The organism is Microbacterium sp. STN6, assembly GCF_026410545.1.
Classification (GTDB): Bacteria; Actinomycetota; Actinomycetes; order Actinomycetales; family Microbacteriaceae; genus Root112D2.
On the sequence record NZ_JAPMIT010000001.1, the window covers coordinates 208,213 to 228,414 of the forward strand.

Genomic DNA, 20,202 nt, shown 5'->3' on the forward strand with positions numbered 1-20,202 from the left:
TTGGCCGCGAGCGCCGTGGTCGGCAACAACCTCGACACCGTCAGACGACACAACCTTTCGACCGTGCTCGGGCTCGTGCACCGCTCGGGCACCCGGTCGCGCTCCGAGCTGACGCGGGTGACGGGTCTGAACCGCTCGACCATTGCCGCTCTCGTGGGCGAACTCGTCGAGCGCGGCCTCGTCACCGAGAGCGTGCCAGAGGAGAAGAACGGCGTCGGGCGACCGAGCCCTGTTGTCGGTGCGCATCCCGGTGTGCTCGCGCTCGCGGTGAACCCTGAGGTCGACGCTGTCACGGTCGGCGTCATCGGTCTCGACGGTACGCTGCTGCGCCGGGTGCGCCACGCTACCGAGACCATGCCGACGGCGAACGAAGCCGTGGTCATCGCGGCCGCCGTGATCGACGGTCTGCGGGTCGAGCTGGGCGCCGCGTCGCACGTCGTGGGCATCGGCGCCGCCATCCCGGGCCTCGTGCGCGAGAGCGACGGCGTGGTGCGTCTCGCCCCGCACCTCACGTGGGTCGACGAACCCTTCGCCGACATGCTCGCGGATGCCACGGGGTTGCCCGTTCTCGCCGCGAACGACGCGAACCTCGGCGTCGGTGCCGAGCACCTCTTCGGCGCCGGCCGCGGCGTCAGCGACCTCGTCTACATCAACGGAGGCGCGAGCGGCATCGGCGCGGGCGTGATCACGGGTGGTGTGCCGCTCGCCGGCATCTCCGGATACGCGGGCGAGCTGGGCCACACGCTCGTCAACAGCGCGGGCGTGCGCTGCCATTGCGGCGCGATCGGTTGCCTCGAGACCGAGGTCAGCCAGCGGTCGCTGCTCGCCGTGCTGGGGTTGGAGACCGCCGACGCTGACGAGCTGGAGCGGGAGCTTGCGGCATCCGCTGACCCTCGGGTGCGCGACGAGGTCGAACGGCAGCTGCGGTTCCTGGCGGTGGCGGTGCGCAATGCGACGAACGTGTTCAACCCCGAGCTGATCGTGCTCGGCGGGTTCCTGCGGGCGCTGCTCTCGGCGGCGCCCGGGCGGCTCGACGAACTGGTGGCGTCGGCGGCGCTCGGGGCGTCGGGGGAGTCGCTGCGCATCGCGCGCGCCGAGCTGGGCACGAACGTGCTTATGATCGGGGCCGCAGAGCGGGCCTTCGAGCGCGTGCTCGCCGACCCCGGCGCGTTCTAGCCCCTCGCTTCACCGACCTCGGCACGTTCTAGTCCCTCGCTTCACCGACCTCTTCACGTCCCCGGCGTCGACAGCCCCAAGGGTCGGGCCATTTTGTGGGTGTTTGTCGGGCGCACTCCACATGTGCCCCGACCCGGTTGCGGGGGTGGCGGAGTCTTCGAGGGTCGGGCCATTTTGTGGGTGTTTGTCGCGCGCACTCCACATGTGCCCCGACCCGGTCACGCGCTCGCGCTGTGCGCGACGTCGACGCGCTCAGCCGATGGCGCTCAGCCGATGGCGCTCAGCCGATGTGGCCGCCGGCGAGCTTCTCCTCGTCCGCTGATTCCTCGGCCGCATCCTCGATGTACTCATTGATGGTGTCGGTCGAGAGCGTGACCTTCACCGCGATCCAGTAGATGACCGCGCTGATCACTAGGTTGATGAGGAAAACCCAGAAGAACATGGCCGGATGCGCGGCCGGGTCGAACAGCCAGCTGACGAGTCCGAACAGCACGAACCACGGGATGACCCACGCCGCCCCGACCTTGATGTTCAGGGTGGGCTTGCGGCCGTTCTTGCGTCCCGCGATCTCGAACACGATGAGCAGCACGTAGCCGATGAGGATCGTGATGAGCAGCTTCATGTTGGTCGCCCAGCCCGCCCAGAACACGATCATGTTGGCGCTGTAGAACGCGAGGAACGGAATGATGTCGCCGCCGGGCAGCCGGAACGGTCGCTCGCGATTCGGCAGCTTGCGACGCAGCACCGCGACGACCAGCGGGCCCGACCCGAACGAGACGACCGTGGCGCTCGTGATGAAGCCGACCAGCGACTGCCAGCTCGGGAACGGCAGCAGCAGCACGATGCCCACAAGGAACGTCACCAGCAGGCTCCAGTAGGGAACGCCGAACTTGTTGTTCGTCGACAGCCAGCGCGGTGCGTTTCCGTTTCGGCCCATGGCGTACGAGACGCGGGATGCGATGGTCGTGTAGATGAGGCCTGTGTCGGTCGGCGAGATGATGGCGTCGAAGTACAGGATGTAGGCCAGCCACGCGAGGCCGGCGAGGCTGGCGAGGGCGGCCAGCGGCCCGAAGTCGTTGTTGAATGCGAGGCCCGCCCATCCGTGTGACGAGGTCAGAACGTGCGCAGGCACGGCCAGCGTGAACGCGAGCTGCAGCAGCGCATAGAGGATCGCGCAGATGGCGACCGAGCCGATAAGCGCGATGGGGATGTTGCGGCTCGGGTTCTTCGTCTCGCCGGCGAGCTCGATGCCCTGGCGGAATCCGAGGTACGAGAACGTGATGCCGGCGGTCGAGATGCACACGAAGACGGCCGAGAAGCCGCTGGGCGCGAACCCCGCAGAGGTGAAGTTCTCGGGCGAGCCCATGCGCGTGGTGGCGAACGCGGTGATGAGGAACACGACGATCACGAGTGCGATCACGAAGAGCTTCCACCACACGAGCACGTTGTTGACCTGCGCGAAGAGCCGCACGCCGTAGTAGTTGATGACCACGAACACGGCGAGCAGCGCGATGGCGACGACGATGCCGAGCGGCGTGAGCACCTGCGCCGTCGCTCCGTTGTCGGTGGCCTTCACGGTGAACGGCGCGAACTTGGTTGCGTATGTGAGCGCCCCGACGACCTCGATGGCGGGCACTGCGGCCGAGGCGATCCACGTGATGAAGCCGAGCGAGTAGCTGCCGAACGAGCCCCACACGAGGTGCGGGTAGCGCACCACGCCGCCGGAGATCGGGAACATCGGGCCGAGCTCCGCGTAGCAGAGCCCGATGAGAATGATCATGACAGCGGCGATGAGCCACGAGAAGATGGCCGCCGGTCCCGCGATCTGCGAGGCGTGGAACGCGCCGAACAGCCATCCCGAGCCGATGATCGAGCCGATGGCGGTGAACAGCAGGCCGATCATGCCCACGTGTCGCTTGAGTTTGAACTCCTCGTGCCCGGTCTTCGGGTCTCGCGGCTCGTTCAGCGTTCGCGTCATGGCGTCTCCTTCGTCGTCATTCGGGCAACGTCGCCCGGCGCAGCGTGTCGTTTCTGCGTCTGGCAGGCTACGCCGAATGACGATTCGCGCCAGTCGGCACTTCGGCGGGCCGAGTGGCGTTCAACCGAGCGGATGGCGCGAAGCCCGCATCCACGGCATAGTAAGCTGGCGCTCTCGAATCGATTCGATCCCACCCACAGCAAAGGAACGCATGACCACCGTTGTGCACCCGGGGGACTCGCTTTCGGGCCGTGAGCGTCTCGTCTACGTTCTCGTGCTCGGCGCGCTCACGGCGCTCGGCCCCTTCACCATCGACCTGTACCTGCCCGCGTTCCCGACCCTCGAGCACGACTTCGATGTGCCGGCCGCGCTTATTCAGCTGACCCTCACGGGCACGACCGTGGGCTTCGCCGTCGGGCAGCTGATCGTTGGGCCCTGGAGCGACAAGGTGGGTCGGCGCCTGCCCCTGATTCTGGCAACCGGGCTGCACGTGGTCGCCTCGGTCGGCGCGGCGCTCTCGCCCGATATCGCCTGGCTCGGCTCGTTCCGGGTTCTGCAGGGCTTCGGCGCGGCAGCGGGCGGCGTGGTCGCCATGGCACTCGTGCGCGACCTGTTCGGCGGGCGCCCGCTGGTGCGCATGCTCTCGCGCCTGGCGCTCGTGAGTGGTCTGGCGCCTGTGCTCGCGCCCGTGATCGGCTCGCAACTGCTGCTCATCATGCCGTGGCGCGGTATCTTCTGGGTGCTCGCCGGCTACGGCACGCTCGTGATCATTGCGGTCTTCCTGTGGATCGTCGAGACGCTGCCGAAGGAGCGACGGCAGGATTCGGGGCACTCCACCGCGCGCCAGCGCTACCATGCCATCTTCTCGGACCGGGTCTTCGTCGGCGTCGCGATCGTCGGCGGCATGACGTTCTCGGGGCTCTTCGCCTACCTCTCGGCGTCGCCGTTCCTCTTCCAGCAGATCTACTCGTTCGACGCCCAGCAGTACGGGCTCCTCTTCGCCGTCAACTCGCTCGGTGTGGTGTTCGGCGTGCAGGCCAGCTCCCGGCTGACCAAGTACGTGGGCCCGCAGTGGATCCTCGCCGCGACCACGATCGGCATGCTCGCCTGCGGCGTGCTCATCGTGGTGCTCGACTCGGCGGGCGCAGGGCTGTGGGGCATCCTCATTCCGCTCTGGTTCTTCATCATGTGCTGCGGGTTCAGCTTTCCGTGCGTGCAGGTTCTCGGCCTCAACGCTCACGGGCACGAGGCCGGCACCGCGGCATCCGTTCTCGGCGCCGTCAACTTCGGGATGGCGGGCATCGTTTCGCCGCTCGTGGGCGTGCTCGGCGCGCTCGGGCTGAGCGACGCCGTGCCGATGGGCGGCATCATGGCCGTCACGGCCACCATCTCGGTCGCCGCGCTCTGGCTCGTGGTTCGCCCGCGCACCGTGCCACCGCTCACGAACTAGGCGGTCTCTGCAACGTTGTAGTCTTCATGCTGTGCCGCGCTCGCGGCGCGCCGGCCGCGGCCGGGGTGTGGAAGGGGTGGCCGTGTCGATCACCATGCACGACGTGGCACGGGCTGCCGGCGTATCGATCAAGACGGTCTCCAACGTCATCAACGACTACCCGCACATCAGGCCCACAACCAAACAGCGCGTGCTCGAGGCTATCGACGCGCTCGGCTACCAGCCGAATCTGTCGGCCCGCAGCCTGCGCTCGGGCCGCACCGGAGTGATCAGCCTCGTGATCCCGGAGCTGCGCAACGCATACTTCGCCGAGCTCGCCGATTCCGTCATGCGCGCGGCGGCCGAACACGGCCTGTCGGTGCTGATCGAGCAGTTCGGCAACGATCGCGAAAGCGAGCTGGCCGTGCTGCGCAAGCCGCGCTCGCAGATGGTCGACGGCATCCTGTACAGCGTGCTGGCTCTCGGTGAAGACGACGTGGGCATTCTCGACGAGATCTCGCTGCCGATGGTTCTGCTCGGCGAGCGCATCTTCCACGGCCCGCGCGACCACGTGACCATGCAGAACGTGGAAGGCGCGAGGGCGGCCACCGAGCACATCCTCTCGCTCGGGCGGCGGCGAATCGTCGCGCTGGGAGCGCACGAGGGCGAGGTCATCGGATCGGCGGGCCTGCGACTCACGGGGTACCGGCAGGCGCTCGACGCAGCCGGCATCGCCGTCGATGAGCGTCTCATCAGGCCGGCCGGCACCTGGCACAGAAAGGATGGCGCGGCCGCCATGCGCGCGTTCCTTGCCGAGAGCGTGCCTTTCGATGCCGTGGTCGCCTTCAACGACACCCTGGCATTCGGTGCCATGCGTGTGATGCAGGAGGCCGGCATGCGAATTCCCGAGGACGTCGCCGTGATCGGCTTCGACGACATCGACGAGACCCGGTACTCGCTGCCCACCCTGTCGACCATCGACCCGGGCCGCGGCGAGATCGCACAGACGGCGATCTCGATCCTGCTCGAGCGCATCGGGGAGCATGGCGACGCGCACGACATGCAGGATGCACGGGAGTACCTCTCGGCCTACCGGCTCGTCGCGAGGGAGTCCACCGCATCCGCGTGATTTGCCTCATGCCCCTTGACAGGGGGGCTCAAAGGGCGCTGTAATGTCTACAACGTTGTAGTACAACGTTGTAGAACCGCCCCACGAGGGCATTCCCTCCTTGCACGCAGCTTCGTCGGCACGGGCACGAGCATCACGCCCGCACGACGAGCAAGGCTCCCTGACGGAGCCGGTTACAGACAATGGTGTCTCACGCACCGCGAAAGGAATGTTGATGAAAAGGCTCCTTGCAGCAGGCGGTGCGCTCGCTCTGCTCGCCGTCACACTCACCGGTTGCTCCGGTGGCGGCAGCGGCTCCAGCTGTCAGAACAAGATCATGCACTCCGACGCCACACAGGTGTCGATGTGGGCGTGGTACCCGAACTTCAAGCCCGTGGTCAACCTCTTCAACAAGACGCACAAGAAGGTGCAGATCTGCTGGACCAACGCGGGCGCAGGCAACGACGAGTACACGAAGTTCTCCACCGCGATCCAGGCCGGCTCCGGCGCTCCGGATGTCGTCATGCTCGAGAGCGAGGTCGTGCCGAGCTACATCGCCGACGGCTCCATCGTGAACCTCAGCACGCTCGGCGCCGACAAGCTCAAGGACAACTACTCCGAGGGCGCATGGTCTGACGAGAGCAAGGGCGGCGATGTCTACGCGATTCCCGTCGACGGTGGTCCCGTCGGCATGCTCTACCGCAAAGACCTGTTCGACAAGTACGGCCTGACCGTTCCCACTACCTGGGACGAGTTCGCGGCCGACGCGCAGAAGCTCAAGGACGCGGGCGCCAAGACACTCATGACCGACTTCCCCGGCAACGGCCGCGCCTACCAGACGGCGCTCTTCGCCCAGGCCGGCTCCGAGCCGTTCGAGCTCACAGGCAAGACGGACATGAAGGTCGACCTCGACGATCAGGCGAGCAACAAGGTGCTCTCATACTGGAACGACCTCGTGCAGAAGAAGCTCGTGGGCACCGAGGACGCCTCCACGACCGACTACAACACGCACCTCGTCAACGGCACGTACGCGAGCGTCATCGCCGCCGCCTGGCTGCCCGGCTACCTGCAGGGCTTCACCGGTGCAGACAAGAGTGCGCAGTGGCGCGTCGCCCCCGTGCCCCAGTGGGATCCGGCGAACCCCGTGCAGATCAACATCGGCGGCTCCGCGTTCGCCGTCAGCAACCAGGCGAAGGATAAGAAGGCGGCGGCCACCGTCGCCGAGGGCATCTTCGGAACCGAGGCGGCATGGAAGCTCGGCATCGAAAAGGCCGCGCTGTTCCCACTCTGGAAGCCGATCCTCGAATCGGACTACTTCAAAGAGAAGGCGTACGACTTCTTCGGCGGTCAGCAGATCAACAAGGACGTCTTCCTCACCGCAGCGACCGAGTACAAGGGGTTCCAGTTCAGCCCGTTCCAGAACCTGGTCTACGACAAGCTGACCGACGCGGTCAACGCCACGAACAAGGGCAAGCAGCAGCCCGCGCAGGCGCTCGCCGGCTACCAGAAGGCGGTCGTGAGCTACGCCAAGCAGCAGGGCTATAAGGTCACCGAATAGCGGATGCGTCGGGCGCCGACCTGTCGGCGCCCGGCGTCTCGTGGCTCGCCCCGCCCGGGCGCGGGCCACGAGCATCCCTCGACGATGCGGCACCCAACGTGCCCCACATGATCAAAGGAAATGGCTGATGGCTCAAACGGCAGTGACGGCGCCGCCGCTAGCGGCGATGTCGCGCTCTGGACGGCGTCGGGGAGACGTCGTCTCACGGCGGCGGGCGCGATGGGGCTGGGCGTTCACGGCGCCGTTCGCGGTGATTCTGCTCGTGTTCCTCATCGTCCCGCTCGTCTTCGCGTTCGTGCTGAGTCTGCAGAACACAACGCTCGCCGGCGGCACGTCGTGGGTGGGCTTCGCCAACTACATCAAGGCGTTCACCGATCCGCTCTTCCTCAGCGGAGTGTGGACCGTCGTGCTGTTCTCGATCGTGCTGATTCCCATTCAGATGGTGGTCTCGCTGATCGCGGCGCTGCTGCTCGACGCACTGACGAGCCGGTTCGCCCGCTTCTCGCGTCTGATGATCTTCGTTCCATACGCTGTGCCCGCCGTGATCGGCGCGCTCATGTGGGGATTCCTCTACAGCCCGAGTTTCGGCCCCGCGCAGGAGGTGTTCGGCTGGATCGGGCTCACGGCGCCGGACTTCTTCGCGGATCAGAACGTCTTCGGCTCGCTCGTCAATATCGTGACGTGGCAATGGGCCGGGTACTACATGATCATCCTCTACGCGGCGCTGCAGGGCGTCGACCCCACGATCTACGAGGCCGCCAGGGTCGACGGAGCGAGCGCGTTCCAGACGGCGGTGCGTATCAAGATTCCCATGATCGCGTCGTCGCTGGTGCTGATCCTCGTGTTCGCTCTCATCGGCACGCTGCAGTTCTTCAATGAGCCGCAGATGCTGCGCGGCATGGCATCCGGCTCCATCACCTCGCACTACACGCCGAACATCTACGCGTACACCGTGGCGTTCTCGTACCACCAGTTCAATTACGCGTCGGCCATCGCGTTCGCGCTCGGCATCGTGATCTTCGTCGGCTCGTACGTCTTCATGTTCGCGACGCGCAAGAGAAGTGGACTCATGAAATGACCGCCGCCGACACCACTGCCGACACGACCATCGCGGTGACGCGAGGCGCGGGCCGCGGCAAGCAGACTCCTGCAGGGCGCACCGGGCGCTCGGCACCCCGCCGCCGCGCCCTGGCGATCCCGCACATCATTCTCGCGGCCTTCATCGTCTACTTCGCGCTGCCGTTCTGGTGGCTCATCGTGGCGAGCACGAAGAGCCAGCAGAGCCTGTTCGACGGCAAGACGAGCCCGCTCTGGTTCGCGTCGCACTTCGATCTGTTCGCGAACATCTCCGCCCTGTTCAACTACTCGGGCGGCCTCTACGCGCGGTGGCTCGGCAACTCGTTCCTCTACGCGATCGCGGGTGGTCTCGGCGCCACCGTCGTCTCGGTGCTCGCCGGCTACGGCTTCGCTCAGTACGCGTTCAGGGGCAGGCGCGCGTTCTTCGCGATCGTGCTCGGCTCGGTCATGGTGCCGGCAACCGTGCTCGTGATTCCCCTGTTCGTCATGATGAGCGCGGCCCACCTGACCAACACGGTGTGGGCCATGATCCTGCCCTCCATGCTCAACCCGTTCGCGGTCTACCTCATGAAGGTGTATTCGGATGAGGCGATTCCCGCCGAAATGATCGATGCGGCCAGGGTCGACGGCGCGGGGGAGCTGCGCGTGTTCGGCCGGGTGGCGCTGCCGCTGCTGCGACCCGCCATCGTGACCGTGCTGCTGCTGTCGATCGTGGGAACATGGAACAACTTCTTCCTTCCTCTCGTCATGTTCTCGAACCCGCAGCTGTTCCCCATCACCGTGGGGCTCGGCGCGCTGCAGTCGCAGGCTCAGGTGAACACGGGCGGTCAGGCGCTGTGGAACCTCGTCATCACCGGCGCATTCCTCTCGATCATCCCGCTCGTGGTCTCGTTCCTCACTCTGCAGCGGTACTGGCAGGGCGGCCTCTCGATCGGAAGCGTCAAGTAGTCCGTCGGCCGCAGGCCGCATCCGCTGTCTTATCACCCACGGCCACACGGCCACTAACCCCTCGACCAGTGAAGGAACTCCCATGCACGAAGCCCAGATCGCCCTCGACCCCGAAGCCGTCGTCGCACCCGTCAATCGCCGGCTGTTCGGTTCGTTCGTCGAGCACCTCGGGCGCTGCGTCTACAACGGCATCTACGAGCCGGGGCACCCGAATGCGAACGAAGACGGGTTCCGCATGGATGTCGTCGAACTCGTCAGGGAGCTGGGCTCGACGACGGTGCGGTACCCGGGTGGCAACTTTGTGTCGGGATTCCGCTGGGAGGACAGCGTCGGCCCGCGTGAGAAGCGGCCTGTGCGGCGGGACCTCGCCTGGCACTCGCTCGAGACCAACCAGGTGGGCCTCGATGAGTTCGCCCGGTGGCTGAAGCTGACGGACTCCGAGCTGATGCTGGCGGTCAACCTGGGCACGCGCGGCATCCAGGAGGCGCTCGACCTGCTGGAGTACGCGAACCACCCGAGCGGCACGGCGCTGAGCGACCAGCGCATCGCCAACGGCACTCCCGAGCCGCACAACGTGCGCATGTGGTGTCTGGGAAACGAGATGGATGGCCCGTGGCAGACCGGGTACATGACGGCGGACGACTACGGCAAGCTCGCCGCGCGCACGGCGGCGGCCATGAAGATGGCCGACAGCACGCTGGAGCTCGTAGCCTGCGGGTCCTCCGGCTCGGGCATGCCGACCTTCGGTGACTGGGAGCGCGTCGTTCTCGAGCACACGTACGAGCACGTCGACTACATCTCGTGCCACGCGTACTACCAGGAGCGCGGCGGCGACCTCGACTCCTACCTCGCCTCGTCGCTCAACATGCAGTACTTCATCGACACGGTCGTTGCCACCGCCGACCACGTGGGTAACAAGCTGCGCAGCTCGAAGAAGATCGCTCTCTCGTTCGACGAGTGGAACATCTGGTATCTCGACGAGCACCAGGCGTCAGACGAGGTCAACACCGAGTGGCGTTACGCGCCACGACAGCTCGAAGACGTGTACTCGGTAGCGGATGCCGTCGTGCTCGGCGGCCTGCTCATCACACTTCTGAAGAACAGCGACCGGGTCACGAGCGCGAGCCTGGCGCAGCTGGTGAACGTGATCGCCCCGATCATGACCGAGCCCGGCGGGCCGGCGTGGCGGCAGACCACCTTCTTCCCGTTCTCGGTCACGAGCCGGCTCGCCGCAGGCGTGGTGCTGAAGCCGCGCATCAGGGTGGGGCAGTACGAGACCGCCGTGTATGGCGCCGCCGACGTGGTGGATTCAGTCGCGACGTTCGATGCCGAGGCGGGGCGCGCGGCCGTGTTCCTCGTCAACCGCAGCCGCACCGATTCGCTCACCGTTCGCGTGGACGCGGGCGGCCTCGGCGTCACCCGGGTTGACGAGGCGCTCACGCTGAACGACGACGACGTGTACGCGAAGAACACGCTCGATGATCAGCAGCGGGTCGGGCTGAAGCCGAACGGCACAGCCCGCGTCGATGACGGCACCGTCGAGGTCGTGCTGCCGCCCGTGTCGTGGACGGCCCTGGCGCTCTCGTAGCTCCCGCCCCGCCGGTCGAGTAGTCGGCGCAGCCGGCGTATCGAGACCTCCCGCCCCGCCGGTCGCACCAAGATAGAGGAATGACCGCGACCATCCGCCCCTATCGCCCCGAAGATCACGACGACGTCTACGACGTGTGCCTGCGCACCGCGGCGGTCGGCAAGGATGCGACCGGCATCTACTCGAGCGACGATCTCATGCCGGATGTCTATGCCGGCCCCTATATCGCGCTCGAACCCGAGCTCGCGTTCGTCGTCGACACGGGCGAGCGCGTGAGCGGGTACATCATCGCGGCGGCGAACACGCGGGAGTTCGTGGAACGCTACCGCCGCGACTGGGTGCCCGTCTTTGCGTCTCGCCATCCGCGGCAGGCAGAGCGCGAGAGCGAGCAGTGGCTCGTCGACGCCGGCTACCGGCCCGAGCGCATGCTGATTTCCGAGGTCGACGAGTACCCGGCTCATCTGCACATCGATCTGCTGCCGGGGCTACAGGGTCAGAGCCTCGGCAGGCAGCTCGTTCGAACGCTGCTCGGCGCGTTGCGCGAGCGTGGCGTGCCGCGGCTGCACCTCGGCATGTCGCCGGACAACGTGTCGGCGCGCGCCTTCTACGACAGGGTCGGCTTCCACGAGTTGCCGTCGAGCACTCCGCGCGGGCCGCTGCTCGGCATTGCGACAGATGCGCCTGTGTGACCGAGGCGTCAGGAGCGACGTAGGCGCGGCATCCGCTCGAACCAATAGAGCAGGTTCGGCGATCGGCGGTGCAGCTCGGCGAGGGTGACCGCCTCTGACGGTTCTGTCACGGGCACCTCGAGATCGTCGAGCACCTTGCGCATGCTCTCGCGTGACCAGAACTGCCCGCGCAGGCGCAGCAGACGGCGCCCCTCGGTGTCACAGAGGAACAGCTGCGGCGTGGTCTCGAGCGCGTTGCTCTGATACACATCGACGAGCAGTGCGTAACCCACCTGGTCGGCGGTGAAGGTGTGCACCCGGCCGAAGAAGCCACGCTCGGTGACCGTGCGGTCGCCGACGGTGACCACGGTGTCGAAGAACGCGATGAGTGAGAGCAGGCACGCGAGCAGAACGAGCACGTGCACGAGCAGGGCGATGGGCCAGGCGTGAGAGGGCACGGTCAGCCAGTAGACGACCGCGAAGACCGGCGTGGTCAGGGCGAAGACGGCGAGCAGGCCGCGCGCGAAAAGGTGGCGATGCGGCTTGAGCACCACTCGTGTCGCGGCCAGATTCTGTTGCGGCATGCTTCCCCACTGCTTGCTGGCTCTAAGTATCTCCCGAGCGGAGGGCAGGCGGTATCGGCATTTTGGGGGACAAATGCTGCTTTTCGGCCTCCAGTCCGGGGGTCAGCGAGCGTTACGCAGGGCCGCCGGAGGTGGTGTCTTGCTCGGTTTCGGCGTTGTGGTGCTCCTGACCGGAGGGCTCTGGTGACATGCGAGAGCCGTCCTGCCCGTCGTCGGCGTCGTATGGCAGGTCTTCGCCGGCCGGTGAGCCCGGGTCGGTGCCGGGAATCGGGTTCGGCTCGGCTGGGCTCGGCGGGTTCGGCTCGACGCTCGGGTCGGGTGCCGGCTCGGAGCCGGGCGCAGGGTCGCCGCCGGGCTCGGGGCCGGGCTCGGGTGGCGTGCTGCGCGGAATCTCGTCTGGGCTCTCGGGAATCGTGTTCATGCCCGCGACCGTACGCCGCGCATCCCGCTCGTGACAGGCCCTCGCGGCCCGACTGCCGCGGAACGCCGTTCGTGACTCGGCTTTGCGCGGTGGCAGCTACCGAGCCTGAGGGTTTCCAGCGAGCGGATGCCGTGGAGCAGCGCTCGACGCCTGTTGCGGTTACGCTCCCCAGCATGAGCGAGAGACTCGCAGACATGCCGGGGGCCGACGATGACCTCGAAGTGCCGGACGACAGCAGCTGGCTGGAGCGCCGAGACTGAGGTGTCGCGACGAGTCATGCAGGTGCAACACCCGATCTCGTCGCGAACGCACTGCCTGGGGGCGCGACGTCGACCGGTGGCCGCTTAGCCGTGGTACTGCACGGTGCAGGTGTGCTGGGCCGCTGTCTGGCCGTACACGTTGTCGGGCAACGTGACGGCGCCATCGGCCGAGCCGGGTGTCGCCGCGGCATCCGTCGTCTGGGCACCGCCCGCTTCGGCCGGAGGAGTCGGCTGGCTCGTGTCGAGTTGAGTGGCGCCGGCACCGCCGGTTCCGCCCGTGAGCACGACTGGCTTGTCATCTCTTAACGCGGTCATGAGCTGCTCGGCTGCGGCCTTGGTGGGAAGGACCCCATTCACGTCGGGTTCCTGCCCGCCCGGGTAATGATTGGGGTACTGCACAAAGACGATGCTGTCGAAGTCGATGTTCTTGAACGCGAGGGCGATCTGCACGAGGGTTCCGACATCGGAGAGGTTCTCGGAGAGCGTCATGTTCTTCGCTGCAACCTTGGCAATTTTGTACAGGCGAGGGATGTCGGAGAGCTGGTCCCGCGTCTGGCGCACGAGCGCCGCGAAGAACAGTTGTTGATTGCTGACCCGGCCGAGGTCGCTGCCGTCGCCAACGCCGTGGCGACTGCGCAGGAACGAGATCGCGGTCGGGCCCTCGAGCTTCACGGTGCCAGCGGGCAAATCGAGCGGCGGGTTCGTGTAGCGGTCGATGATGGGGTCGGCGAGGCACACCTCGACACCGCCCACTGCATCGGCGATGGCGATGGCGCCGTCGAACGCCACATCCGCGGCGTACGAGACGGTGAGGCCCGTGAGTTCCTCGACGGTCTTGGCGGTGCACGGCAGGCCGCCGTAACTGTACGAGACGTTGATCTTCTGCGACGACATGGCGGAGTAGTGGCCGCCGCCCTCGCGCGGGCATGACGGGATCTTCACGAACATGTCGCGGGGGAACGTGACGATGGTGGCGTTCTTGTGGTCGCCGTCGAGGTGAATGAGCACCGTGACGTCGTTGAGCTTCTCGCCGCGCTTGCCATACGCGGGGTTGCCTCCGCCGCTGTCATCGCCGACCAGCAGAAAGTTCAGGCCGCCCTCGTATGCGCCAATGCTGGGCACGTGCTCGCCCTCAGTGTGCTCGAGCGCCACGGGAGGTTTGAAGCTGCGGGCGACATCCCACGTGGCGACTGCGGCCACGGCCACACCGCTCACTGCGACGACGGCAACCGCCGACAACAGCCACCGAACGAGCGTCAGGCCGGGCCGACTGCGCAGTCGGGCGTGGCTGATCGGGGTCCGTTCGCGGGCCTTGCTCACGCCTACGAACCTACTATGCGCATGCTGCTCTTCATCGCAGCGAGCGACCCTCAGATTGTAGGCGGCAAGAGATGTCGCGGCTCAGGTGACGCCTGTGACGCGACTCATATGTCACCTATGACGCGACTCAGGACATTGGCGGAGGATGGGGGATTCGAACCCCCGAGGGCTTTCACCCAACACGCTTTCCAAGCGTGCGCCATAGGCCACTAGGCGAATCCTCCTGGCGAGCCGTGAATCACGGCCAGAGAGCATCCTATCCGACTTGCGCAGGCGTCTGCGCCCGCACGGGAGCCGGTTGGACGCTCGATGATTAGGGTGAGGGGCATGGGTCATCACGACGCGGGGCATCCCGACGCAGGTCATTCCCACCACGCGCACAATCACGCGAACGGCCACGCGAACGATCACCCGCACGGTCCCGGCGACCCGCACGGCGACCCGCACGGCGACCCGCACGGCCACGCGCATAGCGACCCGCACGACGGCCACGGGGCTGAGCGCACCGCTGCCACCGTCATCACGGTCTCGGATCGGTCCTCGCGCGGCGAGCGCGAGGACGCATCCGGCCCCAGGGCGGCGGCGCTATTGGCGGAAGCGGGCTTCGACGCGACGACACGCATCGTTCCGGATGGCGCCGAGAGCGTGCGTCGGGCTCTCGAATTCGCACTCGAGTCTGGTGCGCGGCTCGTTGTCACGACGGGGGGAACCGGCGTTGGGCCGCGCGACGAGACGCCGGAGGGAACGCGCCCGCTGCTCATGCGCGAGTTGCCAGGCATCGCCGAGGCGCTACGCCGCGAGGGTGCCAGGGAGCACCCCACCGCGGTGCTCACGCGCGGGCTCGTCGGCGTCGCGGGGACGCCGCCGTCGGCGCTCGTGGTGAACCTTCCCGGTTCCCTCGGCGCCGTCGAGGAGGGGCTCGCCGTGGTACTGCCGCTCGTGCCGCACATTCTCGACCAGCTCGATGGCGGGGATCACTGAGAGGCGGTGGTGCTGGGCTTCGAGACGGCGCTTCGCGCCTCCTCAGCCCGCAGGTGGTGCTGGGCTTCGAGACGGCCTTCGGCCTCCTCAGCCCGCGTGCGCCTCCTCAGCCCGCGTGCTGCTCGCCGGGGCGCCGCCAGTCGCCCGAGCGACCGCCTGACTTCGCCAGCAGGCGCACCGACTCGATCACTACCGTGCGGTCGATGCCCTTCACCATGTCGACGATGGCGAGCGCCGCGACCGACACCGCCGTGAGCGCCTCCATCTCGACCCCCGTGCGATCGGCGGTGCGCACGGTCGCATCGACCCGCACCCCCTCGTCCACGATCTCGAGGTCGACCGTGGCGCCGTGAACCCCGATCACGTGCGCAAGCGGCAGCAGCTCGCTCGTGCGCTTCGCCCCCTGGATCCCGGCGATGCGCGCCACCGCGAGAACGTCTCCCTTGGGCGCCGTGCCCCCGCGCAGCGCCGCCACAACCGAGGGTGCGCAGCGCACGAACCCGGTCGCCGTCGCCTCGCGCACCGTCGGCGTCTTGCCTGTGACGTCGACCATGCGCGCCTGGCCTGCGGAATCGAGATGCGTGAACGGCTGATCTGTCATGGTCGCACCAGTCTGACATCCACCGACTCGCCCGGCGCGATCTCGGTCACGTTCTCGGGCACGATCGCGATTCCGTCCGCCCCGGCGAGGCTCGCCACGAGGTGCGAGGCCGAGCCCCCGCGCGCCGCAGGGCGTACGTGCAGCGGCTCCGCATCCGTCACCGCAATCGGAATGTATTGCGCCCGACCCGCCGGGCTGCGCCACCCCTGCGCGGCGATCGCGCGTACGACGGGTCGCGACAGCCCGGCATCGTCGTACCCCTGCATGCGCCGCAGCGCCGGCCGCACGAACGTCTCGAACGACACGAAGACACTCACCGGGTTGCCGGGCAGCGCGAAGATCGGCGTGCCATCATGCCACCGACCGAACCCCTGCGGCTTGCCCGGCTGCATGCGCACCGGCCCGAACCACATGTGCTCCAGCGGCGCCAGCACCGCCTTCACCACGTCGTACGCACCCACGCTCACCCCGCCGCTCGTCACGAACGCGTCGAGGTCGCCCGCGTAGCGCACGAAGACCTCGCGCAGCAGGTCTTCGTCATCCGTCACCGCCCCGATGCGCACGGGCACGCCGCCCGCCTCGGTGACCGCTGCCTCGAGCAGGTACGAATTCGAATCATGGATGCGCCCACGCGCCAGCGGCGCGCCGGGCGGCACGAGCTCGCTGCCGGTCGAGAGCACGCCGACGCGCGGGGCCGGTCGCACGGGCAGCACCCCGTGCCCGGTAGCGGATGCCGCGGCGAGATCCCGCGAGCTGAGACGGCGCCCCGCGGGCAGCACGAGCTCGCCCACGCGCACGTCGGAACCGGCGCGTCGCACGTGGGTGCGGTCGCCGACAGGGCGCAGAACGCGCACGACGTCGACCGGGGCGGGCGAGAGAACGAACGCGTCGGTCTCCTCGATGGGAACGACCGCGTCGGCGTCGCTCGGCATCGGCGCGCCCGTCATGATGCGGGCGGCGGTTCCGGGTGTGAGCGGCGGGTTCTCGGCGGTTCCCGCAGGCAGGTCGGCCACGACCGTGAGCGCCACGGGCGAGTCAGCGGATGCCGCGGCGACATCGGCGGCGTGCACCGCGAACCCGTCCATGGCCGAGTTGTCGAAGCCCGGCACGTCGACGCGCGCGGTGACGTCGTCGACGAGGATGCGGTCGAGCGCGGAACTCAACTCGACGTCGACCGGCGACAGGGGCTGGACCTCGGCGAGAATGCGCGCCAGGTGCTGCTCGACCGACACGCTAGACGGGGCGCTCTCGGGGGCGCTCTTCGCGGCGCTCTGCGCTGCGCTCTGCGGCGCACTCTGCGGGGAATCCACCATGGCGCCACTCTATCCAGCGACGCAAGCGGAGCACCCGCGAGGGTCGGGCCGAATCGTGGGTGCCGCCGCGTGGCACCCGCAACATGCCCCGATCCGCAGAGGGCAAGGCCCCGCGAGACGGCACGACTTCCGCAAATGCGGCGGTATGCTAGCATTCATGGCGCAATATCGGATCAGCGAGGCGGCGGCCCTGCTCGGCGTCAGCGACGACACGGTGCGCCGGTGGGTTGCGTCCGGCGCTCTGGCCACGAGCGCCGATGCCGCGGGCAGGCAGGTCATCGACGGCGCCGCTCTCGCCGCACGAGCCACCGACATCGCGGTCGCGCCGGCCAATCCGCTCGGCGCATCGAGCAGCGCCCGCAACCGCCTCGTCGGCCTCGTCACCGCCATCACGAGCGACACCGTCATGTCGCAGGTCGAGCTGCAGTGCGGGCCGCATCGCATCGTCTCCCTCATGTCGACCGAGGCGGTACGCGACCTCGCCCTCGAAGTCGGGTCCCTCGCGGTCGCCGTCGTCAAGTCGACCACGGTCATCGTCGAGACGCCGGGCGAGGCGGGCCGGCGATGAGGGCGAGTGCGCGGCCAGCAACCGGCACGAGGGCGACTCGGCGCCGGCGGGTGCTGGCGACGGCGGTGCTTGCGGCATCCGCTCTGCTGTTGAGCGGATGCGCGACCGCCGCCGACGGCACGGCAGGCCCAGCGGCCGGCGGTTCCCCAGGCGCTGGCCACACGAGCGCGGCACTCTCCGGCGACCTCACCATCTTCGCGGCGGCATCTCTGACCGACGCGTTCACCGAGCTCGCCACCCGGTTCGGCGAGAAGCACCTCGGTGTCACCGTGAAGCCGGTCGAATACGACGGGTCATCCACGCTCGCCACCCAGCTCATCGAGGGTGCGCACGCCGATGTGTTCGCCTCGGCCGACCAGACCAACATCGACAAGGTGGGCGACGCCGGGCTGCTCGAGGGCTCGCCGCGAGCCTTCACGAGCAACGTGCTCGAGATCGCGGTGGCGCCCGGCAACCCGCACCACATCACCGGCCTCGCCGACCTGGCGTCGAGTGGCCTGAAGGTCGTGCTCTGTGCGCCCGAGGTGCCGTGCGGTTCCGCCGCCCGCACACTCCTCGACGCCGATCACGTCACGGTGAAGCCCGCGAGCGACGAGCAGAACGTGACCGCCGTTCTCACGAAGGTGGGCCTCGGAGAAGCAGATGCCGGCCTCGTCTACGTCACGGATGTCACCGCGGCGAAGGGCCGGGTCGACGGGGTGCCCATCCCGGATGCGGCGAAGGCCACGAACCGCTACGGGATCGGCGTGCCGAAGGCTGCGGAGAACCCGGCTGCAGGGCGCGCCTTCGTCGCCTTCGTGCTCTCGAAGCACGGGCAGGCTGTACTCGCCCGCTACGGATTCGGCTCGCCGTGAGCCGTGACGCGGCATCCGTGCCCCGCGGCCTCATGATCCCGGCATTCGTGGCGCTCGCGCTGCTGGTGCTGCCGATCGTGGGCCTCATCGCCCGCGCCGACTGGGCCAGCGTGCCCGCCGCCATCACCTCGCGCGAGGCGGCCGACGCCCTCTGGCTCTCGCTGCGCACGGGCGTCACGGCAACCCTGCTGTGTGTGGTGCTCGGCGTTCCGCTCGCGGCCGTCATGGCCCGCACCGGTCCGCGGCTCGGCGGCGCGCTGCGCACGCTCGTCACGCTGCCGCTCGTCATGCCGCCCATGGTCGGCGGCATCGCGCTGCTCTACCTGCTCGGCCGCAACGGGCTGCTCGGCGGCAGCCTCACCGCCGTCGGCATCAGCATTCCGTTCACCACCGCGGCCGTCGTGATCGCGCAGGCGTTCGTCGCCATGCCGTTCCTCGTGATCGCCGTCGAGGGGGCCCTGCGCACGGCGGGTACCCGCTACGAGGTCGTCGCGGCCACTCTGGGGGCAAGCCGCTGGCGCATCTTCCGCACCATCACCCTGCCGCTGGTCGCCCCCGGCCTGCTGGCAGGCACCGTGCTGTGCTTCGCCCGCGCCCTCGGCGAGTTCGGCGCGACCGCACTCTTCGCCGGCAACGCGCAGGGCGTCACGCGCACCATGCCGCTGGCCATCTACACGGCGTTCAACGGCGCCGGCGTCAGCCAGCAGTCGGCGGTGGCGCTCTCGCTGCTGCTCATCGCGGTCGCCATCGTGATCCTGCTGCTCATGCGCGGCTGGCGCGCCGGGGCCGTGCGATGAACGCCGAACGGGCGTGGGGCGACGCGACCGCCGAGCGGGCGTCCGATGCCGCTGCGACCAGCGCCCTCGACGCCGACATCACCGTGCGCCGCGGCGCGTTCGTGCTCGACGCCGCGCTCACCCTCGCGCCGGGCGAGGTGCTCGCGCTGCTGGGCCCGAACGGCTCGGGCAAGTCCACCCTGCTCGCCGCGATCGCCGGCCTCGTGCGACCCGGCAGCGGCCACGTGAGCGCGGGAGGCAGGGTGTTGTCACGGATGCCGGTCGCGCCACAATCGGCGCGCCCGGTCGCGCCGCATCCGTCTGACACGCAGGTCTGGGTCGAGCCCGCCCAGCGCAGCATCGGTCTGCTCGGGCAGGATCCGCTGCTGTTCCCGCACCTGAATGCGGCTGCGAACGTGGCATACGGCCTGCTCGCGCAGGGCGTGCCCCGCCCACGCGCCCTCGAGCGTGCCAGAGAGTGGCTCGACGCCGTCGGCCTGGCCGGCCTCGAACGGCGGCGGCCGCACGCGCTCTCGGGCGGCCAGCAGCAGCGCGTCGCGATCGCCCGGGCGCTCGCCGCGAGGCCGTCAGTGCTGCTGCTCGACGAGCCCATGGCCGCCCTCGACGTTCAGACGGCGGCGGCGACGCGCGAACTGCTCGCCGAGCGCATCAGGGAAACGGGAACGACCGCGATCATGGTGACGCACGACGTGCTCGACGTGGTCGCGCTCGCCGACCGCGTCGCCGTGCTCAGCCAGGGCCGCATCGTGGACGATGGCTCGCCCGAACGCGTGCTCGGTGAGCGCGCCACGCCGTTCGCGTCGGCGCTCGCCGGGGGCCGGCTCGTCGCCGGGATCGTCGGCGACGACGGCTTGGTCCGCCTCGAGCGCGCAGAGGGCGTTCTGCCCCGCGGCACCAGGGTCTGGCTCATCGCGGAGGCGCGCGATGCGTCTTCCTCGCAATCCTTTCAATGATTCGGCGTGCGGGTTATGCT

The 20,202-nt window shown here is 68.4% G+C and carries 20 protein-coding genes and 1 tRNA gene; 14 read left to right on the top strand and 7 right to left on the bottom strand.

The window, feature by feature from the left end:
- The gene (locus OSC27_RS00935) at positions 1–1,176 is read left to right on the top strand and encodes an ROK family transcriptional regulator (RefSeq protein WP_267179540.1); all 1,176 of its coding nucleotides are present in this window, start codon (positions 1–3) and stop codon (positions 1,174–1,176) included.
- A gap of 280 nt (positions 1,177–1,456) precedes the next feature.
- On the opposite strand, the gene OSC27_RS00940 is transcribed toward OSC27_RS00935, so the two are convergent.
- Complete coding sequence (locus OSC27_RS00940) at positions 1,457–3,154, bottom strand: APC family permease (protein ID WP_267179541.1); 1,698 nt, start codon at positions 3,152–3,154, stop codon at positions 1,457–1,459.
- A 211-nt stretch (positions 3,155–3,365) separates the two neighbouring features.
- Between OSC27_RS00940 and OSC27_RS00945 the strand changes: the two genes are divergently transcribed.
- The 7 genes from OSC27_RS00945 (at position 3,366) to OSC27_RS00975 (ending at position 11,551) form a co-directional block, all read left to right on the top strand.
- Positions 3,366–4,604: a multidrug effflux MFS transporter gene (locus OSC27_RS00945; RefSeq protein ID WP_267179542.1), complete on the top strand. Its 1,239-nt coding sequence runs from the start codon at positions 3,366–3,368 to the stop codon at positions 4,602–4,604.
- Between the two features lie 82 nt (positions 4,605–4,686).
- Positions 4,687–5,712: a LacI family DNA-binding transcriptional regulator gene (locus OSC27_RS00950; RefSeq protein WP_267179543.1), complete on the top strand. Its 1,026-nt coding sequence runs from the start codon at positions 4,687–4,689 to the stop codon at positions 5,710–5,712.
- Positions 5,713–5,926: 214 nt separating this feature from the next.
- Positions 5,927–7,249 carry an ABC transporter substrate-binding protein gene (locus OSC27_RS00955; RefSeq protein ID WP_267179544.1) on the top strand — a complete coding sequence of 441 codons (1,323 nt, stop codon included), beginning with the start codon at positions 5,927–5,929 and terminating at the stop codon, positions 7,247–7,249.
- A gap of 127 nt (positions 7,250–7,376) precedes the next feature.
- Complete coding sequence (locus tag OSC27_RS00960) at positions 7,377–8,327, top strand: carbohydrate ABC transporter permease (RefSeq protein WP_267179545.1); 951 nt, start codon at positions 7,377–7,379, stop codon at positions 8,325–8,327.
- Positions 8,324–9,274 carry a carbohydrate ABC transporter permease gene (locus tag OSC27_RS00965; RefSeq protein ID WP_267179546.1) on the top strand — a complete coding sequence of 317 codons (951 nt, stop codon included), beginning with the start codon at positions 8,324–8,326 and terminating at the stop codon, positions 9,272–9,274. Before OSC27_RS00960 ends, OSC27_RS00965 begins: the two co-directional genes overlap by 4 nt.
- An 82-nt stretch (positions 9,275–9,356) precedes the next feature.
- Complete coding sequence (locus tag OSC27_RS00970) at positions 9,357–10,862, top strand: alpha-N-arabinofuranosidase (RefSeq protein WP_267179547.1); 1,506 nt, start codon at positions 9,357–9,359, stop codon at positions 10,860–10,862.
- Between the two features lie 80 nt (positions 10,863–10,942).
- Positions 10,943–11,551, top strand: a complete 609-nt coding sequence (locus OSC27_RS00975; protein WP_267179548.1) for a GNAT family N-acetyltransferase — start codon at positions 10,943–10,945, stop codon at positions 11,549–11,551.
- Positions 11,552–11,559: 8 nt separating this feature from the next.
- Here the strand turns inward: OSC27_RS00975 and OSC27_RS00980 are convergent, their stop codons facing one another.
- Together OSC27_RS00980 and OSC27_RS00985 are read right to left on the bottom strand one after the other, a co-directional pair.
- Entirely contained in the window at positions 11,560–12,114 is a 555-nt protein-coding gene (locus tag OSC27_RS00980) for a hypothetical protein (protein ID WP_267179549.1), read from the bottom strand.
- Positions 12,115–12,226: 112 nt separating this feature from the next.
- On the bottom strand, positions 12,227–12,535 hold the full coding sequence (locus OSC27_RS00985) for a hypothetical protein (RefSeq protein WP_267179550.1): 309 nt from the start codon (positions 12,533–12,535) through the stop codon (positions 12,227–12,229).
- 89 nt (positions 12,536–12,624) lie between these two features.
- On the opposite strand from OSC27_RS00985, the gene OSC27_RS00990 reads away from it, so the two are divergent.
- The gene (locus OSC27_RS00990; RefSeq protein WP_267179551.1) at positions 12,625–12,795 is read left to right on the top strand and encodes a hypothetical protein; all 171 of its coding nucleotides are present in this window, start codon (positions 12,625–12,627) and stop codon (positions 12,793–12,795) included.
- 84 nt (positions 12,796–12,879) lie between these two features.
- Here the strand turns inward: OSC27_RS00990 and OSC27_RS00995 are convergent, their stop codons facing one another.
- Entirely contained in the window at positions 12,880–14,115 is a 1,236-nt protein-coding gene (locus OSC27_RS00995; RefSeq protein WP_267179552.1) for an LCP family protein, read from the bottom strand.
- Between the two features lie 136 nt (positions 14,116–14,251).
- Positions 14,252–14,339: transfer RNA gene (locus OSC27_RS01000), tRNA-Ser, on the bottom strand.
- 103 nt (positions 14,340–14,442) lie between these two features.
- On the opposite strand from OSC27_RS01000, the gene OSC27_RS01005 reads away from it, so the two are divergent.
- Positions 14,443–15,096, top strand: a complete 654-nt coding sequence (locus tag OSC27_RS01005; RefSeq protein ID WP_323373869.1) for a MogA/MoaB family molybdenum cofactor biosynthesis protein — start codon at positions 14,443–14,445, stop codon at positions 15,094–15,096.
- A gap of 106 nt (positions 15,097–15,202) precedes the next feature.
- Here the strand turns inward: OSC27_RS01005 and moaC are convergent, their stop codons facing one another.
- A complete protein-coding gene (gene moaC / locus OSC27_RS01010) occupies positions 15,203–15,697 on the bottom strand; it encodes a cyclic pyranopterin monophosphate synthase MoaC (RefSeq protein WP_267179553.1) in 495 nt (164 codons plus the stop codon).
- Positions 15,694–17,010 (bottom strand): gephyrin-like molybdotransferase Glp, encoded by a 1,317-nt coding sequence (glp, locus tag OSC27_RS01015; protein WP_267179554.1) that lies wholly within the window; start codon positions 17,008–17,010, stop codon positions 15,694–15,696. The genes moaC and glp overlap by 4 nt, the downstream gene beginning before the upstream one ends.
- 157 nt (positions 17,011–17,167) lie before the next feature.
- Here glp and OSC27_RS01020 point away from each other — a divergent pair, with 157 nt between their 5' ends.
- The 4 genes from OSC27_RS01020 to OSC27_RS01035 are packed head-to-tail and all read left to right on the top strand — an operon-like array spanning position 17,168 to position 20,182.
- On the top strand, positions 17,168–17,578 hold the full coding sequence (locus OSC27_RS01020) for a TOBE domain-containing protein (RefSeq protein ID WP_267179555.1): 411 nt from the start codon (positions 17,168–17,170) through the stop codon (positions 17,576–17,578).
- Complete coding sequence (gene modA / locus OSC27_RS01025) at positions 17,575–18,432, top strand: molybdate ABC transporter substrate-binding protein (protein WP_267179556.1); 858 nt, start codon at positions 17,575–17,577, stop codon at positions 18,430–18,432. The genes OSC27_RS01020 and modA overlap by 4 nt, the downstream gene beginning before the upstream one ends.
- A 32-nt stretch (positions 18,433–18,464) precedes the next feature.
- Positions 18,465–19,229 (top strand): ABC transporter permease, encoded by a 765-nt coding sequence (locus OSC27_RS01030; RefSeq protein WP_267180392.1) that lies wholly within the window; start codon positions 18,465–18,467, stop codon positions 19,227–19,229.
- A complete protein-coding gene (locus OSC27_RS01035; RefSeq protein WP_267179557.1) occupies positions 19,226–20,182 on the top strand; it encodes an ABC transporter ATP-binding protein in 957 nt (318 codons plus the stop codon). Before OSC27_RS01030 ends, OSC27_RS01035 begins: the two co-directional genes overlap by 4 nt.
- The last annotated feature ends 20 nt before the right edge of the window (positions 20,183–20,202 follow it).

What these genes read in the sequence shown, in the direction of transcription:
- OSC27_RS00940 (WP_267179541.1), bottom strand. Translation starts at nt 3,154, where the DNA reads ATGACGCGAACGCTGAACGAGCCGCGAGACCCGAAGACCGGGCACGAG.
- OSC27_RS00945 (WP_267179542.1), top strand. Translation starts at nt 3,366, where the DNA reads ATGACCACCGTTGTGCACCCGGGGGACTCGCTTTCGGGCCGTGAGCGT.
- OSC27_RS00955 (WP_267179544.1), top strand. Translation starts at nt 5,927, where the DNA reads ATGAAAAGGCTCCTTGCAGCAGGCGGTGCGCTCGCTCTGCTCGCCGTC.
- OSC27_RS00960 (WP_267179545.1), top strand. Translation starts at nt 7,377, where the DNA reads ATGGCTCAAACGGCAGTGACGGCGCCGCCGCTAGCGGCGATGTCGCGC.
- OSC27_RS00965 (WP_267179546.1), top strand. Translation starts at nt 8,324, where the DNA reads ATGACCGCCGCCGACACCACTGCCGACACGACCATCGCGGTGACGCGA.
- OSC27_RS00970 (WP_267179547.1), top strand. Translation starts at nt 9,357, where the DNA reads ATGCACGAAGCCCAGATCGCCCTCGACCCCGAAGCCGTCGTCGCACCC.
- OSC27_RS00975 (WP_267179548.1), top strand. Translation starts at nt 10,943, where the DNA reads ATGACCGCGACCATCCGCCCCTATCGCCCCGAAGATCACGACGACGTC.
- OSC27_RS00980 (WP_267179549.1), bottom strand. Translation starts at nt 12,114, where the DNA reads ATGCCGCAACAGAATCTGGCCGCGACACGAGTGGTGCTCAAGCCGCAT.
- OSC27_RS00985 (WP_267179550.1), bottom strand. Translation starts at nt 12,535, where the DNA reads ATGAACACGATTCCCGAGAGCCCAGACGAGATTCCGCGCAGCACGCCA.
- OSC27_RS01005 (WP_323373869.1), top strand. Translation starts at nt 14,443, where the DNA reads ATGGGTCATCACGACGCGGGGCATCCCGACGCAGGTCATTCCCACCAC.
- moaC (WP_267179553.1), bottom strand. Translation starts at nt 15,697, where the DNA reads ATGACAGATCAGCCGTTCACGCATCTCGATTCCGCAGGCCAGGCGCGC.
- glp (WP_267179554.1), bottom strand. Translation starts at nt 17,010, where the DNA reads ATGGTGGATTCCCCGCAGAGTGCGCCGCAGAGCGCAGCGCAGAGCGCC.
- OSC27_RS01020 (WP_267179555.1), top strand. Translation starts at nt 17,168, where the DNA reads ATGGCGCAATATCGGATCAGCGAGGCGGCGGCCCTGCTCGGCGTCAGC.
- modA (WP_267179556.1), top strand. Translation starts at nt 17,575, where the DNA reads ATGAGGGCGAGTGCGCGGCCAGCAACCGGCACGAGGGCGACTCGGCGC.
- OSC27_RS01030 (WP_267180392.1), top strand. Translation starts at nt 18,465, where the DNA reads ATGATCCCGGCATTCGTGGCGCTCGCGCTGCTGGTGCTGCCGATCGTG.
- OSC27_RS01035 (WP_267179557.1), top strand. Translation starts at nt 19,226, where the DNA reads ATGAACGCCGAACGGGCGTGGGGCGACGCGACCGCCGAGCGGGCGTCC.